This is a genomic window from Candidatus Nanopelagicales bacterium (assembly GCA_037045355.1).
Lineage (GTDB): Bacteria > Actinomycetota > Actinomycetes > S36-B12.
Map to the genome: position 1 here is coordinate 15,089 of JBAOHO010000014.1, position 16,598 is coordinate 31,686.

Annotated in this window: 16 protein-coding genes; 12 read left to right on the forward strand and 4 right to left on the reverse strand. The window is 66.8% G+C overall.

What is annotated here, in order from left to right; genetic code table 11:
• Nucleotides 1–49 precede the first annotated feature (49 nt).
• Nucleotides 50–1,264: a hypothetical protein gene (locus tag V9E98_08405; GenBank protein MEI2717002.1), complete on the reverse strand. Its 1,215-nt coding sequence runs from the start codon at nt 1,262–1,264 to the stop codon at nt 50–52.
• Between the two features lie 201 nt (nt 1,265–1,465).
• Here V9E98_08405 and V9E98_08410 point away from each other — a divergent pair, with 201 nt between their 5' ends.
• From V9E98_08410 to V9E98_08440, 7 genes are all read left to right on the forward strand, one after another.
• Nucleotides 1,466–2,245: an electron transfer flavoprotein subunit beta/FixA family protein gene (locus V9E98_08410; protein MEI2717003.1), complete on the forward strand. Its 780-nt coding sequence runs from the start codon at nt 1,466–1,468 to the stop codon at nt 2,243–2,245.
• Nucleotides 2,246–2,265: 20 nt separating this feature from the next.
• Nucleotides 2,266–2,586 (forward strand): hypothetical protein, encoded by a 321-nt coding sequence (locus V9E98_08415; protein ID MEI2717004.1) that lies wholly within the window; start codon nt 2,266–2,268, stop codon nt 2,584–2,586.
• Between the two features lie 8 nt (nt 2,587–2,594).
• The gene (locus tag V9E98_08420; protein ID MEI2717005.1) at nt 2,595–3,218 is read left to right on the forward strand and encodes an electron transfer flavoprotein subunit alpha/FixB family protein; all 624 of its coding nucleotides are present in this window, start codon (nt 2,595–2,597) and stop codon (nt 3,216–3,218) included.
• Between the two features lie 123 nt (nt 3,219–3,341).
• Nucleotides 3,342–4,535 (forward strand): cysteine desulfurase family protein, encoded by a 1,194-nt coding sequence (locus V9E98_08425; protein ID MEI2717006.1) that lies wholly within the window; start codon nt 3,342–3,344, stop codon nt 4,533–4,535.
• Nucleotides 4,532–5,623 (forward strand): tRNA 2-thiouridine(34) synthase MnmA, encoded by a 1,092-nt coding sequence (gene mnmA / locus V9E98_08430; GenBank protein MEI2717007.1) that lies wholly within the window; start codon nt 4,532–4,534, stop codon nt 5,621–5,623. The genes V9E98_08425 and mnmA overlap by 4 nt, the downstream gene beginning before the upstream one ends.
• 12 nt (nt 5,624–5,635) lie before the next feature.
• Nucleotides 5,636–7,300 (forward strand): multicopper oxidase domain-containing protein, encoded by a 1,665-nt coding sequence (locus tag V9E98_08435; GenBank protein ID MEI2717008.1) that lies wholly within the window; start codon nt 5,636–5,638, stop codon nt 7,298–7,300.
• A gap of 87 nt (nt 7,301–7,387) precedes the next feature.
• The gene (locus V9E98_08440) at nt 7,388–8,290 is read left to right on the forward strand and encodes a cation diffusion facilitator family transporter (GenBank protein ID MEI2717009.1); all 903 of its coding nucleotides are present in this window, start codon (nt 7,388–7,390) and stop codon (nt 8,288–8,290) included.
• Nucleotides 8,291–8,386: 96 nt separating this feature from the next.
• Here the strand turns inward: V9E98_08440 and V9E98_08445 are convergent, their stop codons facing one another.
• From V9E98_08445 to V9E98_08455, 3 genes are read right to left on the reverse strand one after another with little or no spacing between them, the layout of a single operon-like run.
• The gene (locus V9E98_08445) at nt 8,387–9,067 is read right to left on the reverse strand and encodes a TRIC cation channel family protein (GenBank protein ID MEI2717010.1); all 681 of its coding nucleotides are present in this window, start codon (nt 9,065–9,067) and stop codon (nt 8,387–8,389) included.
• Between the two features lies 1 nt (nt 9,068).
• Entirely contained in the window at nt 9,069–9,287 is a 219-nt protein-coding gene (locus V9E98_08450) for a hypothetical protein (GenBank protein ID MEI2717011.1), read from the reverse strand.
• Nucleotides 9,288–9,298: 11 nt separating this feature from the next.
• Nucleotides 9,299–9,871: a TRIC cation channel family protein gene (locus V9E98_08455; GenBank protein ID MEI2717012.1), complete on the reverse strand. Its 573-nt coding sequence runs from the start codon at nt 9,869–9,871 to the stop codon at nt 9,299–9,301.
• 359 nt (nt 9,872–10,230) lie between these two features.
• Here V9E98_08455 and V9E98_08460 point away from each other — a divergent pair, with 359 nt between their 5' ends.
• The 5 genes from V9E98_08460 to V9E98_08480 are packed head-to-tail and all read left to right on the forward strand — an operon-like array spanning nt 10,231 to nt 16,557.
• Nucleotides 10,231–11,649, forward strand: coding sequence for a sugar porter family MFS transporter (locus tag V9E98_08460; GenBank protein ID MEI2717013.1), 1,419 nt, complete (start codon nt 10,231–10,233; stop codon nt 11,647–11,649).
• On the forward strand, nt 11,619–12,965 hold the full coding sequence (locus V9E98_08465; protein MEI2717014.1) for an FAD-dependent oxidoreductase: 1,347 nt from the start codon (nt 11,619–11,621) through the stop codon (nt 12,963–12,965). The genes V9E98_08460 and V9E98_08465 overlap by 31 nt, the downstream gene beginning before the upstream one ends.
• The gene (locus V9E98_08470) at nt 12,965–13,960 is read left to right on the forward strand and encodes a methionine synthase (GenBank protein ID MEI2717015.1); all 996 of its coding nucleotides are present in this window, start codon (nt 12,965–12,967) and stop codon (nt 13,958–13,960) included. The genes V9E98_08465 and V9E98_08470 overlap by 1 nt, the downstream gene beginning before the upstream one ends.
• A 57-nt stretch (nt 13,961–14,017) precedes the next feature.
• Complete coding sequence (gene ligA / locus V9E98_08475; protein MEI2717016.1) at nt 14,018–16,153, forward strand: NAD-dependent DNA ligase LigA; 2,136 nt, start codon at nt 14,018–14,020, stop codon at nt 16,151–16,153.
• Nucleotides 16,153–16,557: a (deoxy)nucleoside triphosphate pyrophosphohydrolase gene (locus V9E98_08480; GenBank protein MEI2717017.1), complete on the forward strand. Its 405-nt coding sequence runs from the start codon at nt 16,153–16,155 to the stop codon at nt 16,555–16,557. Before ligA ends, V9E98_08480 begins: the two co-directional genes overlap by 1 nt.
• Nucleotides 16,558–16,598: the final 41 nt, after the last annotated feature.

Below are 16,598 nucleotides of genomic sequence, written 5' to 3' on the forward strand. Positions count from 1 at the left end.
CGCTCCTCTGACCGCGGGCCTCTCGAGCGGGTCACCGTGACCACGCAGGTCACTCAGGGTCCACGAAGGTCGCGGACAAGGTGGGCCACAGTGTCGGGATCCCACCCCGGCGTGGTCCAGACCAAGGGGCAGGAACCGCGTGGATCCGTTCGGCCGCGCGGTAGGCGTTGAACTCATACGCCGAGCGGAGTTCCAAGAACCGATGGAACGCCGCATCCCGGTCGCTGCGCAGTTCGATTCCGACCCGGGACATCAACTCGCAGGCGTGATCGAACTCGGGACGTGTGATGCTGGACTGGCGCCGAGACTCCGGGTTGCGTTTGCGGTGCCACGTCGCGCGCCGGCCATCAGTCCGGATGGCGTGGTATAGCGCTCGGCTGCGATGGTCGAGTGCTGCCGTCGGTCGTTCCTCGGTGGGATGCGGGGGTCCGTGTTCGAGTTTGCGGCGGGATTCCAGATGCGTACGCAGCACTCGAAAGGTCTGGCTGCCCTCGGCCAGCAGCGAAGCGCAGTCGCCCTCGTTGCGGTTCACCGTGACCGCGATCTCCAAGGCCGCGGCGTCGAGGCGCGCGAGCAAGGCGTTGAGCCAGCCGCGCGTGGCGGACGCCGACCGGAAGTACGACAACACCGGGTACTGGATATGGGAGGACCGCACTTCGCACACCCAGTCGATCCAGCCCTCGGTCAACGGGTCCATGGGCCCGGCGCCGGACAAGCGCCTGCGGCACAGCAACTCAGGGCCCCATGACGGCTCACCCGCCCACAGGCTCGACTTGGTGACCATCGTCTCCCTGCCCGTGTAGGAGGTGAACAGCGCGAGCAGATAGCCGATCAGCACCGCGATGAGGGCCATGCCGGTGAACGCGGCCAGGAACGCGACCGCGACCTCCGGCGGGTTCTCGGTCTCGAGCAGACCCAACGTGAGCAGGGCCGACCCCGCCTGGTACGTCGCCTCCTTGGCCGTGACCGGACTCAGCGCGTAGGTGAGCAGGGCGTAGGTGACGCCGATTCCCACGACCGCAACGAACAGCGTGCCGAGCACCAGGAGCGGGCCCAGCCCTGAGAGCAGGCGGTGCTGGCGGTGGTAGCCGAACCCTCGGCGGGCCACCAGTGAGATGTAGGCCTGAGCGACCACGCGAGTAGCCCGGGTGAACAGTGACATGACCGGGTGGGGAATCAGTACGGCGCGAGCCAGCGACTCGAACAGCAGGATCAGCCCAATGGCCCCGATGACGCCGGCTGCGACCCGAAGTGCCGTCTCCATGGCGACCTCCCGATGATCGTGACCCAGCGACACAAGCCAAGCAGGTCCACACAGGCCCACACTGGCGCACTGTGAGATCGGTGACACTCCGGCGCAGCGGTCAGGCCGGATTCGTGCCTCTGGCTACTGGCGAGTAACATAGCCCGGGTGGAGGTCGGCGTCCGCCGATTCACGATCAGGTCGAACCGTTGGAGGTTGCCCATGAAGATCGCCGTGTGCGTGAAGCAGGTGCCCGACACCTGGGCGGAGAAGAAACTCAGTGACGCCGACAAGACGCTGGACCGCGAGTCCGCGGACGGCGTGATGAACGAACTCGATGAGTACGCCGTCGAAGAGGCCCTGCAGTTGACCGAGGCGCAAGGCGGCGAGGTCGTCGCGATCAGCATGGGTCCCGACAAAGCAGAGGAAACCGTCCGCAAGGCATTACAGATGGGCGCACACTCGGGCATTCACATCGTCGATGATTCGCTGCACGGCTCCGACGCCATCGCAACCTCCCTCGTGCTCGCCAAGGTGATCGCCGACGGCGGTTTCGACCTGGTCATCTTCGGCTCCGAATCCACCGACGCCCGGATGAGCGTGGTCCCGGCCATGGTCGCGGAGCGCCTCGGTGTTCCCCAGATGACGTTCGCGAACAAGGTCGAGGTCGGCGAGGGCACCATCAAGATCCAGCGTCAGACCGAATACGGTTACGACGAGGTCGAGGCGTCCACTCCCGCGGTTGTCAGTGTCGTGGAAAAGATCAACGAACCGCGGTACCCCTCGTTCAAGGGCATCATGGCCGCGAAGAAGAAGCCCATCGAGACCGTTACGGTCGCCGACTCCGGCGTCGACGCGGGCCAGGTCGGGTTGGAAGCAGCCTGGAGCAAGGTCGCCGAGTTCGCCAACCGGCCGCCGAAAGCCGCCGGCGTGAAGGTCGAGGACGATGGTTCCGGTGGCGTCAAGATCGCTGAGTACCTCAGCGAGCAGAAGTTCATCTGAGGTCGAGGGAGAAAAGGCGAATGAGCGAAATTCTGGTTCTGGTCGAGCACAGCGAGGGCACCGTCAAGAAGGTCACCCTCGAACTACTCACGCTGGCCCGCGGCTTGGGTGAGCCATCAGCTGTCGTCATCGGCTCTGGTGTGGACACCACTCCTCTGGCTGAGTACGGCGCTGCCACCATCTACGTGGCGGACGATGCCGAACTGACCAACTACGTGGTCGGCCCCAAAGTCGATGTCCTGGCCCAACTCGTGGCCGAGAAAGTCGCCCGCTGCAGTCCTTATCGCGTTCCAGCGGCCGACGGCAAGGAGACCGCGGGTCGACTTGGCGGTGCGGCTTGAGTTCCGGCGTGATCACCGATGCGGTGGCCGTGTCCGCTGACCTCGAAGCCACCCAGAACATCTTCGGCGGTGCGGTCATCGTGAAGTCCAAGGTGTCGACCGGAACTCCCATCATCACGGTGCGGCCGAACTCCAGTCCCGCCGAGCCTGCCCCCGCCTCCGGAACGGTCGTTCCGGTTGCCGTGGCCCTCAGCGACGCGGCCAAGGGCGCCAAGATCACCAACCGGGTCGTGGCCCAAGCCGGAGGACGCCCCGAACTGTCTGAAGCGGCCATCGTCGTGTCCGGGGGGCGTGGCGTCGGCGGCGAAGAGGGCTTCTCGGTCATCGAGGGCCTGGCGGACTCGCTGGGCGCAGCGGTCGGCGCTTCTCGCGCCGCCACCGATGCCGGGTGGTACCCGCATCAGTACCAGGTCGGTCAGACCGGCAAGACGGTCGCGCCGCAGTTGTACATCGCCAACGGCATCTCTGGAGCCATCCAGCATCGTGCCGGCATGCAGACCAGCAAGACGATCGTCGTGGTCAACAAGGACCCCGAGGCCCCGATCTTCGAGCTGGCAGACTTCGGTGTCGTGGGCGACCTGTTCTCGGTCGTGCCCCAACTGACCGAGGAGATCCAGAAGCGCAAGGGCTGATCGCCCAAGGGTCAGGCGCTGGGTACCGCATTGCGGTGTCCGGCGCCTGCTCTTTTCTGTGCCTGCTCTTTTCTGTGCCTGCCCTTTTCTGTGCCTGCCCTATTCGGCGCCTACCCTGGTCAGATGGTCTACCTGGATCATGCCGCCACCACCGACCTGCGCCCGGAATCCCGGCAGGCGTGGCTGAATGCTGCGCAGATCGCAGGCAATCCGTCATCGCTGCACCAGCACGGACGTGCGGCTCGCCGCCTCGTGGAGGAGTCCCGGGAGCGGGCCGCCGCAGCGCTCGGAGTTCCGCCCTCGACCCTGGTGTTCACCTCGGGGGGCACGGAGAGCGACAACCTCGCCATCGTCGGCGCCGTCGCAACACGGCGCGGGCAATCGATCGGTCGGCCTCTGGTCGTGCTGCCGCCCAGTGAGCACAAGGCGGTCCTCGAGCCGGTGGGAGCGCTGGCCGATGCCGGCGTGGTCGATGTCGAGTGGCTGGGCGTCGCCGGTGACGGCCGCCCCACCGTCGCCGGACTGCAGGACCTGCTTGCTTCCGCGCGGGACAGATTCGTCCTGGTGTGCGCGATGGCGGTCAACAACGAGACGGGCGCCGTCGCGCCTCTGGCTGACATCGCCGCCGTGTGCGCGGACGCCATGTCGCGCGGAGACAACATCGAGATCGCGCTGCACACCGACGCAGTGCAGGCCCTGGGCGTGGTGCCACTGAACCTGTCGGCGGTGACCACGGCAGCCTTCTCTGCTCACAAGGTCGGTGGCCCCATGGGGGTGGGACTGCTCTACGTCGACCCGGCTTCCCGGATCGAGCCTCTCGCTCGAGGCGGTGGCCATGAGCACGGTCTGCGGGCGGGGACCCCGGATGTCCCCGGCATCGCGGCGGCTGCCGTGGCAGTGGAACTCGCGGTACGCGAGGCCACCGAGCATCAGCGCCTAATGGCTGCTCTGCGCGACCGGCTACTCACCGGTCTCGCGGGACTGGGTCTCGACCACCGCGTGAACAGTCCTGACACGGGTGTGCCTGGCGTCGTGAACATCGCCTTCCCCGGATGTGAGTCAGACGCATTGATGATGCTTCTGGATGCCGCGGGGATCGCGGTGTCCACAGGGTCCGCTTGCACCGTGGGGATCCCTCAACCGAGCCATGTCCTGACGGCCATGGGTCGTAGCCCCGCAGAGGCCAGATCGGCGCTGCGTATCAGCTTCGGGCGGTCGTCGCGCGCCGCTGACGTCGATGCTGTCCTGACATCATTGCCCCAGGCAGTGACCCGCGCCCGCCGCGCGGGAGTTCTGACCTCGGGGAGACCGGCATGAGGGTCTTGGCGGCGATGTCGGGTGGGGTGGACTCAGCTGTGGCTGCGGCCCGCGCTGTCGCTGCCGGCCACGACGTGACCGCGGTTCACATGGCGTTGTCCGCCGACCCGGCACTGACCCGCGATGGGGCCAGAGGGTGCTGCACGATCTCGGATGCCCACGACGCACGGCGCGCGGCCGACATACTGGGGATCCCGTTCTACGTGTGGGACATGGCGGAAGAGTTCCGCCGGACGGTCGTCGCGGACTTCGTCGCCGAATACGAAGCAGGCCGCACCCCCAATCCCTGCATCCGGTGTAACCAGCACATCAAGTTCGCGGCGCTGTTGGAGCGGGCCCTGGCGCTGGGGTTCGACTCGGTGGCAACTGGGCACTATGCGCGGCTGGAACAGTGCGCCGATGGTCCGGTTCTCCGTCGCGCCCGCGACCACGGGAAGGATCAGTCCTACGTACTGGCGGTCCTGAGGCCCGACCAGCTGCGCCACTGCCTGTTCCCGCTCGGCGATTCCCTGAAGACCGAGGTCCGCGACGAGGCCGCAGCATGGGGCCTGCTGATCGCGCAGAAGCCCGACAGCCACGACATCTGTTTCATACCGGATGGGGACACGGCCGGATTTCTGCGCGAGCAACTTGGGGAGCGCCCCGGCGTCATCGTGGATGCCGATACGGGCATCCAGATCGGCGCACACAGCGGCACTTACGGATTCACCGTCGGTCAGCGCAAAGGGCTGGGCGTGACCGATGCCCCTCGATCGGGGCGCCCACGCTACGTTCTGACGATCGAGCCCGTGACCCGTACGGTTGTCGTGGGAGACCGCGCCGATCTCGCCGCGACAACCCTGGCCGCGTGCGATGCCGTGTGGTGTGCCCCGATCCCGCGCCCCGGAGCGCCGCTGGCCGTACAGATTCGCGCGCACGGGGACCCCGTGGACTGCGTCGTGATCGGTGCCGAGCCCTTCGGTTTCGACATCGAGTCGGTGACCCCACTGATCGGGGTCGCCGCCGGTCAGAGCGCTGTCCTGTACGACGGCGATCAGGTGGTGGGCCAAGGCACCATCCGTGTTGCTCCGCTCCCCGTGTCGACCTGAGATCCTGAAAAGGTGACTGACCGTCCCCCGGATCCGCCGATCCACCGGCCGCTGTCCGTCACCATCGGCGCCTGTCGTACCGGGGACGCGGTGCGACGGGCAATCGTCAGTGCGTTCTTAGCGTTCGTGGCGCTGTGGGCGTTGGCTGCATGCTCCACGACAGGCGCCGGTACCGCAATCCAAGACACCGAGGCCACCAACGCGCTCCCCATCCCGGAGCTGCTGGAAGCCGACGACAGAGGACGCTTCGAACTGATCGCACAACCCGGCCGCAGTGGTTTCGCGCGGGCCGACACCGACGCCGCCACTATCGGGATCAATGGTTCCTACCTCGGACCGACCTTGCGAATGCAGCGTGGGGACAAGGTCTCGATGGCTGTGCGCAACGACCTGGCCGAGATGACCACACTGCACTGGCACGGCCTGCACGTGCCCGCGCGCATGGACGGCGGTCCGCATCAGATGATCGAACCCGGCCGGACTTGGCGGCCGCACTGGCGCGTGGACCAGCCGGCGGCCACGCTTTGGTACCACTCCCATCCACATGGCCAGACCGCACAACAGGTCTACCGCGGGCTGGCCGGCTTGCTTCTGGTCGAAGATCCGAAGGAGGCGCCGGCCGGACTTCCCGATCGGTACGGGGTCGACGACGTGCCACTGGTCGTCCAAGACAAGACCTTCACGCCCGACGGGGAACTGGTCGTCGATGTGACCGGACGGTCCTCGACCGGATTCTTGGGCGACACAGTCGTCGTCAACGGAGTGGTCGGCCCTTACCGAGACGTGACCACCGAGTCGGTGCGCCTACGACTGCTCAACGCGTCCAATGCGCGTTTCTACAACTTCGGCTTCTCCGATGACCGGTCGTTCTCGATCGTCGCCGGCGACGGTGGGCTGCTGGCCCGCCCTGTCGTGGCCGACCGCGTCCAACTCTCACCGGGTGAACGAGCCGAGATCGTGGTTCGATTCGCCCCCGGAGAGACGATCGACCTCAAGAGTTTTCCCCCGGACCTCGGTCACAGCATCGGAACGTCGGACAGGTTCGGCGGTGGCACGTTCACCGTGGTCCAGTTCCGGGCCGCGCAGCAACTGACAGCGAGCCCCCAGTTGCCCTCCGACCTGGCCGATGTCGCTCCACCGAACGACCCTGGGGGAACGCCGACGCGGACGTTCGGGATGACCGACCGGGCGATCAACGGGGCGCCCATGGACATGGGCCGCATCGACGAGGTGGTCCCCGAGAACACCGAAGAGGTGTGGGCCGTGACCAACCAGAATCCGCAGCCACACAACTTCCACGTCCACGACGGATCGTTCCGGGTGCTCACGATCGACGGTGAACCGCCCCCGCCGGAACTTGCCGGCTACAAGGACACCGTCTACGTCGCTCCGCGCTCCACTGTGCGTTTACTGGTCGAGTTCAGCGACTACGCCGATCCGGAGTGGCCGTACATGTATCACTGCCACCTGCTACTGCACGAGGACATGGGCATCATGGGCCAGTTCGTGGTGGTCCGGCCCGGGCAGAAGGTCGTGCCGCCACCTCGCCCGCAGTCACACAACCTGATGCCGGGAATGCCCTCCCCTTCGGCGCCGGCGGTTGCGCCCACGGCGGATGCCTCCACGCCCTCCCATGACGTCCACTCACTGCGGAGAGGATCGGTGGATCCCGGTTAGGGGCCAGCACGGAGCGCCCGGGCTAATCTGCTGTCGCGGGGGCAGTCTCGGGGGATGTCGCGCGGGACAGCGTGGGGAGGAGGTCCGATGGGTCACACCCATTCCGCGGGGATGCAGAACCGCCCGCAACTGGTCCGGGCCCTGTTCCTGGGGCTGTCCATCGTGGTCGTCCAGGTGGTCGGCGCTTTCTGGTCCAACTCCCTGGCGCTGTTGGCCGACGCCGCTCACACGCTGACTGATGTCGCCGGTATCGGGCTGGCGATAGCCGCGATCACGGTGGCGGCGCGGCGTACCAAACCCCACCGAACGTACGGGCTATACCGACTCGAGATCATCGCGACGATCGCCAACGGGCTGCTCCTGTTGGCCCTGTCGGGCTACATCCTGTTCGAGGCAGTGCAGCGGTGGGAGAGTCCGGAATCGGTGCGGCCCGGGGTCATGATCTTGGCGGCCTTGTACGGCGTCGCGGTGAACGGAATCTCCCTGATGCTGCTGCGCCGCGGCAGCGGCGAGTCGCTGGCAGTCAAAGGGGCCTATCTCGAGGTCCTTTCGGACACCTTGGGATCGGTGGGCGTGGTCCTCGCCGGTGTCGTCGTCCTGGTCACCGGTTTCGACCGCGCCGATGTCGTGGTGTCGGTCGCGATCGCGTTGTTCATGATCCCCCGAACCTTGCTCCTGTTGCGGGAGGCATTCGGGGTCCTGATGGAGAACGCGCCCCGGGAGTTGGACCTGGACCAGATGCGGGCGGACATGTTGGCCGTCCCGGGAGTCACGGCGCTGCACGACATGCACGTGTGGACCATCACCAGCGGGCTCGTGGCCATGTCCAGTCACGTGACGGTCACGCAGGATCCGTTCCGCGGAGGCTGCGGATCGCAAGTGCTGGATGAGTTGCAGGCGCTGTTGCGCGACAAGTACGGGGTGGAGCATTCGACCCTGCAACTGGAGCCGCCCGAGCATCAGGACCACGAGTCCGGGCACCACGGCTGACCCAATGCGGAGGGGCCGGCCTCAGGTGGTGGGACCGACCTGAGCAGGACCACCGGGGCACGCGACACCCGTGGCTGGTACCCGACAGGCGGGTCACTACGCTCTAGGCGCCGGTGCCCGGCGGTTGAACCGCAGCCAGTGCCGGAACCGACTCGAGGCATCGACCGCGTCGGGAGTGATCCAACCGAACCGGGCCGACAGGGCGCGTAACGCGGTGGCACCGACGATCGCCGTCACCTCAGCCAGAGGGATGGAACCGGTCGCGGCGTCGACCGTGACATAGAGAAGGGCGGCGACGATGGCCGCGGCGGCCACCCACTGCCCCGGCATGAGCGCTGTGGGGACATTGCGGCAGAGAACATCGCGCAGCAGGCCGCCACCGATGGCCGTGGTCAGACCCAAGAAGACCGCTGCGCTGTAGGGCAGGTCCAGCACCAGCGCCTTCTGCGCCCCGATTACCACCCAGGCGCCGATCAAGAGAGTGTCCAGCACGTAGATGGCCGGCTCCAGCTCCGCCACGAGATGGCCGAAGAAGTACCCGGCGACTGCCCCCACAAAGGCCATCAGGATGAAGTTCTGGATCAGGAATACGGGGACCGATTGCCCCAGGACGACGTCGCGGATGGCGCCGCCGCCGACACCGGTACACACGGCCACGAGGGTCAGTCCCATCAGGTCCATCCGACGTTTGCTGGCGTGCAGCGCACCGGAGATCGCTCCTCCCGTGACAGCGGCGACCTCGACGACGCTGGGCAGCGCCAGAATCTCGGCAGCCACGTCAGTCGATCCGGTTCACGTTGGTTGTCACCGGATCCAGCGGTGCGGTGACGGTGCCCTTGCGCCCCCAGAGGCGCCAGACCCGATTGCTGAGGTCCTTCGGCTCCCGGGTCGCCCAGTTGAACCGCACAGACAGGAACCGGATGGCCGTGACCACGAACAGCGTGGCGAATTGGGCGAACGCACGAGTGGCCCCGATGTTCACGAGCAGGACGAACACCACCGCACCGATCAGGGCGCGAATGCGATGAAGATGCCCGGGCGCAGTACCTCGGGTGCTCGGCCGGCCAGGATGTCTCGCAGGATCATCCCTCCGACGGCGGTCATCACTCCGATGAAGATGGCGGGGATGTCGCTCAAGCCCGTCCGTAGGGCGGCGTTCGTGCCGACAGCACACAGGAGTCCCAGGCTCAGCGCATCCAACAAGATGGCCGACTGGACGGCGCGGGCGATGAGCCCGGCGAAGAAGAATCCGACGGCGGCCGCCACCGTGACGATCAGCAGATAGCGGCCGTCGAGCAGGACCTCGGGCGTACCTGTCTGCAGCAGGATGGCGCTCAACATCAATCCGCCCATGCCCTGTGCGATCGCCAGTCCGAGCACCCCGATGACGTCGAATCCTCGCCGGGCGGCGAATGCCGCTCCCGCCAGTCCGCCGAACGCGACAGCCGCGTAGGTCGACCATTCCGGCAGAGCCGGCTTGGAGGCGATGATGTCCCCGACCCGATCCTCCATCGGCACCGAGTGCGCCCCCGGCAACACCACGTCCGTCAGGACGGAGTTCGCGAGCATCAGCACCGACACAGTCCGACCCTAACCTCCTCGGATCTCTCTGAATGCCCGGGATGACCTCACCCGGATGACCTCAGCCGGATGACCTCACCCGGATGACCTCAGCCAGGTCTCCCGGGGCCCTATCGCCTGTCGGATGTGCCCTGTCGGATGTGCCCTGTCGGATGTGTGGTCCTCAGGACACGCCGGGCCCCTTGCTGCCATCGTCGAATTGTCGCCAGTAAGCACGCTGACGACAACTAGCAGGCCAGGAAGGCGACCAGCCAGGGCCGAAGGCGACCAGCCAGCGCCGAAGGCAACCAGCCAGGGACCGGAAGGCCCGGAAGGCTCGGAAGGCCGGAAGGCCGGAAGGCAGGAAGGATGGTGCCATCGTGAGCGCCGCATCCCCATCAGCCGATACCCAGCGAATCCCACGCACCGCGATCATGGTGGCCGTCACCGCCGCCACCTTGGGGATCATCTATGGCTACGACCAGTCCAACATCGGTGGAGCGCAGCTGTACTTCCAGCAGGATCTGGGGCTCGACACGACAGCGGTGGAGTCGGTCGTCGCCGCCATCGTCATCGGAGAGATCGTCGGAGCGCTGATCGGCGGCTGGGTCGCCAACCGCATCGGACGCAAGTTGTCGATGATCGTCGTCGCCAGCGGCTACATCGTGTTCTGCCTGCTGAGTGCTTTTGCCTGGGACATAACCTCTTTGTGGGTCGCCCGGGTCCTGCTCGGTCTGACCATCGGTATCTCGTTGGTGGCGGTCCCGGTGTTCGTCGCGGAGTCGGTGCCGGCCAGGATCCGAGGGGCGACGTTGGTCGCCTACCAGGTCAGCACCGTCATCGGCATCATCATCGGCTACCTGGTCGCTGCGCTGTTGTCGGATGTCAACGACCAGTACAACTGGCGGCTGATGCTCGGGATCGCTGCCGTTCCGGCCGTGATCCTGCTGCCGTTCCTCGTGCGTCTGCCGGAGACCGCCCGCTGGTACATGCTGCGCAACCGACGCGAAGAGGCACGCAAATCCCTTACCGTCACCGACCCCGACGCGGATATCGAACACGAGTTGGACGAGATGGCTGCCGCCATCAGCGATGAGTCCGGCGGAGCGATCGGAGAGATGCTGCGCAAGCCCTACCTGCGCGCCACCGTGTTCGTCCTGGGACTCGGGTTCTTCATCCAGATCACCGGGATCAATGCCACCGTCACCTACGGTCCCAAGATCTTCGGTGCCCTGGGCATCGAGTCCGACCAACAGAAACTGCTGTTGAACGTCGGGATCCAGTTCATCGCGTTGATCGCCGTGCTCATCTCCATGCGCACAGTGGATCGGTGGGGACGCCGCCCCATCCTCCTCACCGGCATCGCCATCATGATCGGCGCCCAGATCCTGATGGTCATCACGTTCGCCACCGTGCAGGGTGACACCTACGAGTCGTGGCAGAAAGTACTGGGCTTCCTGGGCATCGCGTTCATCAACATCGGGTTCGTCTTCGGATTCGGGGCCCTGGTGTGGGTCTATTCCAGTGAGGCGTTCCCGGCGCGGCTGCGTGCCTACGGGTCCAGTGCCATGCTGACAGCGGACCTGGTCGCGAACTGGATCATCGCCAACTTCTTCCTGTCCGCTATGGAACGGGTCGGGGGGGCCGTCTCGTTCGGGTTCTTCGCGATCATGGCAGTGTTGGCCTGGATCTTCGTCTTCAAGTTGGCGCCCGAGACCAAGGGCCGTGAGCTCGAGGAGATCCGGCATTACTGGGAGAACGGCGGCAAATGGGTCAAGACACCGGTCGAGTCGGCCTGACCCGACGGCACTTCCTGGGGGTGCTGGCGGGGTCGGCCGCGGTGGTGACGGGCTGCGCGCGCACCGAACCGGAACAGGCTGCTTGGGACGGATCGGTGGTCACCCGGTGGGACACCGATCCCTGGGCGCTGGGCTCGTATTCCGCACTTGCCGTCGGGTCGTCGTGGCGCGTTCGTCAGACGCTCGCCGACACAGTGCTCGATGGTCGGTTGGTGCTCGCGGGGGAGTACACCGCGACCGACTTCCCCGCCACGGTGCACGGAGCGCTGGGGTCCGGCTACCGCGCCGCGCAACTGCTGAATGCCACCGCGGAAGGTGTCGGCCGGGTGGCCGTGATCGGAGCCGGTATGGCCGGCCTCGGTGCGGCCCGCCGTCTGCAGGACACCGGCTGGCAGGTCGAGGTGCTCGAAGCCCGCGACCGGGTGGGGGGCAGGGTGTGGACGGACTACTCCCTCGGGGTCCCCGCGGAACTCGGAGCGGCGTGGATCCACGGAGTGACGGGCAATGCCCTCGTCCGACTGGTCAAGCAGGCGGGGCTGGGTCTGCAGCCCACGAACTTCGATGACTTCTCGGCGCACGTCTACCCGTCATCGGCGCGGGCCGGTGCCGAGGTGGCGCGCGCCGATGAGGAAATCTGGCGCGCCATGCGTGCCATCGGGAACTCGCGCCCGGATCCCGCTGACTCCGTTGCGGCTGCCTTGGCGGGCCAGGGTTGGCAGCCGCGGACGCCGGAGCAGCACCTCGTCGAGTTGAGCGACGTGACGATGGAGTTCGGGGTGGAGCCCGACCGGCTCGGGGCTCAGGCGCTGTGGGAGGGCGACTACTACCGTGGCGGAGACTCACTGGTCCGGGGTGGATTCGCGGCGGTCCCGCAGTCGCTCGCGGCCGGTCTGCAGGTGCGAACCGCAACCGCGGTTCGTCAGGTGAGCTTCGGTACCGAGATGCAGTTGGAGACGGACTCGGGGCCGGTGACGGCGGATGCCGTAGTGGTGGCGGTTCCGTTGTCCTTGTTGCAGACCGGTACGCCCCGGGTCCAGCTGCCTCCCGCCGTCTCGGCTGCTCTGGACGGGTTGATCACCGGGAATCTGGAGAAGGTGTTCCTGCGCTATGGCGAGGTGTGGTGGCCGGATGCCCAAGTCCTTCAGATCGTGTCAGCGCCCGATCAGCGCTGGGCCGAGTGGTACCCGTTGACGGAACTCACGGGGGCTCCGCTCATCTTCGGTTTCAGCGGTGGTCGCGCCGCCCGCGAACGGCCCACGGCCGACCCCGATTGCGCCGCCGAGGCCGCCAATGCGCTGGAGACGGCATTTCGATGATGAGCGCCACCGGGATCGGATCGATGCCGGGCACCTCCGTGTCCGAAGCTGTCGCGGTGGTGGCCGGGGAGTTGCCGGACTTACCGCACCTGGTCGAGTTGCCCGCTCGCGGCGCCGGCGCCGACATGATCGGGCGCACAGCGGCACTGCTGGTCGAGGTGGCGCCCGACTTCGGGCTGCAGACCGTGCCGACTGGTTGGCAGCGTACGGGTGGTCGCACTCCGGAGATGCGTCGGGCTCGATCGTGGTTGGGGGAGGACCTCGACCGTGCCGAACAGGTATTCGCCGACTCCTCAGGTGACTTCAAGATCCAGATCTGTGGACCGTGGACCTGGGCCGCGGGGGTGGAAGACACTTCTGGTCGCCGGCTGGTACGGGACGCAGGGTTTATGGCAGATCTGTCGGACGCCTGGGCCGCAGCAGCGATCGCGCACTTCGCGGATGTGCGTCGCAGGCTTCCCCATCGCCGCCTGGTCCTGCAGTGCGATGAACCCACCGTCCCTGCGATTCTCTCGGGGCGGATCCCCACCCGCAGTGGACTCGGCCGCCTGGCAGCGGTTCCGGAATCCGAGGTGTCGGCCACCCTGCGCCGTGCTCTGCGCGCCCACGACGTGACGACGATCCTGCACTGCTGCGACACGTTCCCCTTCGGTGTTGCGCGTTTGGCCGGGTTCTCTGCGATTTCTTATGACTGTTCGCCCCGCGGTCCGGACCGACAGCCGGGTGCGTCCGACACCATCGACGCCCTGGCGCAGACCTGGGAGTCCGGGATCGGTCTCCTGGCAGGTGTGGTGCCCACCCGGTTCGATATCGGTGTCGATGCCCTGTGGAAGTCCGTGAGGGACTGGTGGAGCCGCACGGGGCTGCCGGCGTCCGATCTGGTGAGGGTGGGGTTCAGCCCCGCCTGTGGACTGGCGGGAGTTACTGCGTCCCGATCCCGGTCGGCCTTGGCCGATGCCACCGAACTGCATCGACGCGCTGTGGACGGACTGTGACGCTCACCGAAGATGACGCTCACCGAAGATGACGGTCACCGAAGATAGGGTCGGGCGATGAGCAGGGATCCCGCGCGGCGCTGGGCTGAACTGGTGGATGTGATCAACGCGGCCCGCCAGCAGTATTACGGCGAAGATCACCCCACCCTCGCCGACGCCGACTACGACGCCTTCTATCGCGAACTCCTCGACATCGAACAGCAGCATCCGGAACTGGTCACCGGGGATTCCCCGTCCCAGACGGTCGGTGGAGAGCGTGCCGGGATGTTCGCTCCCGTCACGCACCTGGAGCGGATGCTCAGTCTGGACAACGCGTTCAGCACCGAAGAGCTACAGGCCTGGCTGACCCGCGTGGTTACCGACCTCGGGGAGTTCCCGCCCCTGTTGTGTGAACTCAAGATCGACGGGCTCGCCGTGGATCTGGTCTACCGCAGCGGCCGGCTCGTGAGTGTCGCCACGCGCGGCGACGGGCGGGTGGGAGAGGACGTCACCTACAACGCCAGGTTCATCCCCTCGATCCCCGTCGCCCTTGCCGGGGGTTCCGGGCCGGACATCCCGGAGCTACTCGAAGTCCGTGGCGAGGTGTTCTTCGACACCGCTGCCTTCACCGGTATGAACGACGAGATGCTGGCCGCCGGGCGCACTCCGTTCGCCAATGCGCGTAACGCGGCCGCGGGTTCGCTGCGGCAACGAGTCGATCGCCGCGAAGAAGAACTCGCCGCGGCACTTCGGGGTTCCGGCCCGCGCCATGCCGCCAAGGTGGCGCGCCTAGAGGCTGACCTGGACCGCTCGGTCGTGCGACTCGGGCGGCTACGTCTCACAGTCCACGGTGTGGGGCGCACGGAGGGCTGGAGGCCCCGACGGCAGTCCGCGGCGTATGCCGCCATGGCAGCGTGGGGGCTGCCCACGGCCACCACGGCGCAGGTCATCGAGACGCAGCCGGCTCTTCTGGAGTTCATCGAAGGGTATGGGCAGCGCCGCCACGAACTCGACCACGAGATCGACGGAGTGGTGGTCAAGGTCGACGACATCGCCGTCCAAGGCAGGTTGGGAGCCACCTCTCGGGCGCCGCGCTGGGCCATCGCCTTCAAGTACCCACCCGAAGTTGTCCGCACCCGACTCCTGGATATCTCTGTCAACGTCGGGCGCACCGGGCGCGTGACGCCGTTCGCGGTCATGGCACCCGCCAAGGTCGCCGGGTCGACCGTGTCGATGGCAACGCTGCACAACGCCGACGAGGTCGCGCGCAAAGGTGTGCTCATCGGCGACATGGTGTTCCTGCGCAAGGCGGGCGATGTGATTCCGGAAGTCCTGGGTCCGGTGGTCGAAGAGCGGGATGGCACCGAACGACCCTTCATCATGCCCACACATTGCCCTTCCTGTGGCACGGCTCTGGCTCGCGAGAAGGAGACTGACGTCGACCTGCGATGCCCGAATGTGCGTTCGTGCCCTTCACAACTGCGGGAACGGGTGTTCCATGTCGGCTCGCGGGGCGCCATGGACATCGAAGGTCTGGGATGGAAAGCGGCAGTGGCGCTGCTCGACTGCGGCCTGGTGCACGACGAGGGTGACGTGTTCGCGTTGTCCGCGGAGCAGCTGGCGACCTGCCCGTTCTTCACCCGAGCCGGCGGCACCGAGTTGACCGCCAACGCCGAGGCTTTCCTGAGTCAGTTGACCGCCGCGCGGGAACGCCCCTTGTGGCGGGTCCTGGTCGCGTTGTCCATCCGCCATGTAGGTCCGACCGCGGCGCGTGCTCTGGCGGCGGAGTTCGGCTCGATCGACGCCATCGAGGCCGCGACAATCGACGAGTTGGCGGCGACCGAAGGTGTCGGACCCATCATCGCCGAGGCGGTCGAAGAGTGGTTCGCGGAGGATTGGCATCGAGAGGTCGTGGCCAAGTGGCGCGCTGCCGGTGTCAGCCTCGCCGATGCGCGGGGTGAGCAACTGCCGCAGACCATGGCCGGCCTCACCGTTGTCATCACGGGGACTCTGACGCAGTTCAGCCGCGACAGCGCCAAGGAGTCGGTTCTGGCCCGGGGTGGCAAGGTCTCGGGCTCGGTGTCCAGGAAGACCGACTACGTCATCATGGGCGACAATCCCGGCAGCAAACACGACAAGGCCGTCGAACTCGGCCGCCCCGTTCTCGATGAGGCGGCCTTCATCGAGTTGCTCGCCGGGCGCTGGCAGGGCTGATGCGCGTGGTGGCGGCCGTCATCGTGCGGCGAGATCAGACGGGGACACCTCGGGTACTTGCGTGTCGCCGCACCGGTCCGGCCGCACTGGCGGGACGGTGGGAGTTCCCCGGAGGCAAGGTCGAAGCCGGGGAATCCGACGAGGAGGCCCTGCACCGCGAGATCGCAGAGGAGTTGGCGGTCGAGGTGCACTTGCATGGACCGCTGGGCGGCGAACTGCCCATGATCGGTGGATCCGGCGTCTGGCAGCCCTACATCGCCACATTGGAGAAGGGGCAGCCGCAATTGATCGACCACGACGCGTTTCGCTGGCTCGCGGCAGATGAGTTGCACTCGGTGCAGTGGCTCGCGGCGGACGTGCCGGTCATGGTCGATGTCGCCGTCCTGCTGCGGTCCGGCCCTTGACCTGGGATCAAACGGCTACTGCGCGCCACCATTCGAGTGCC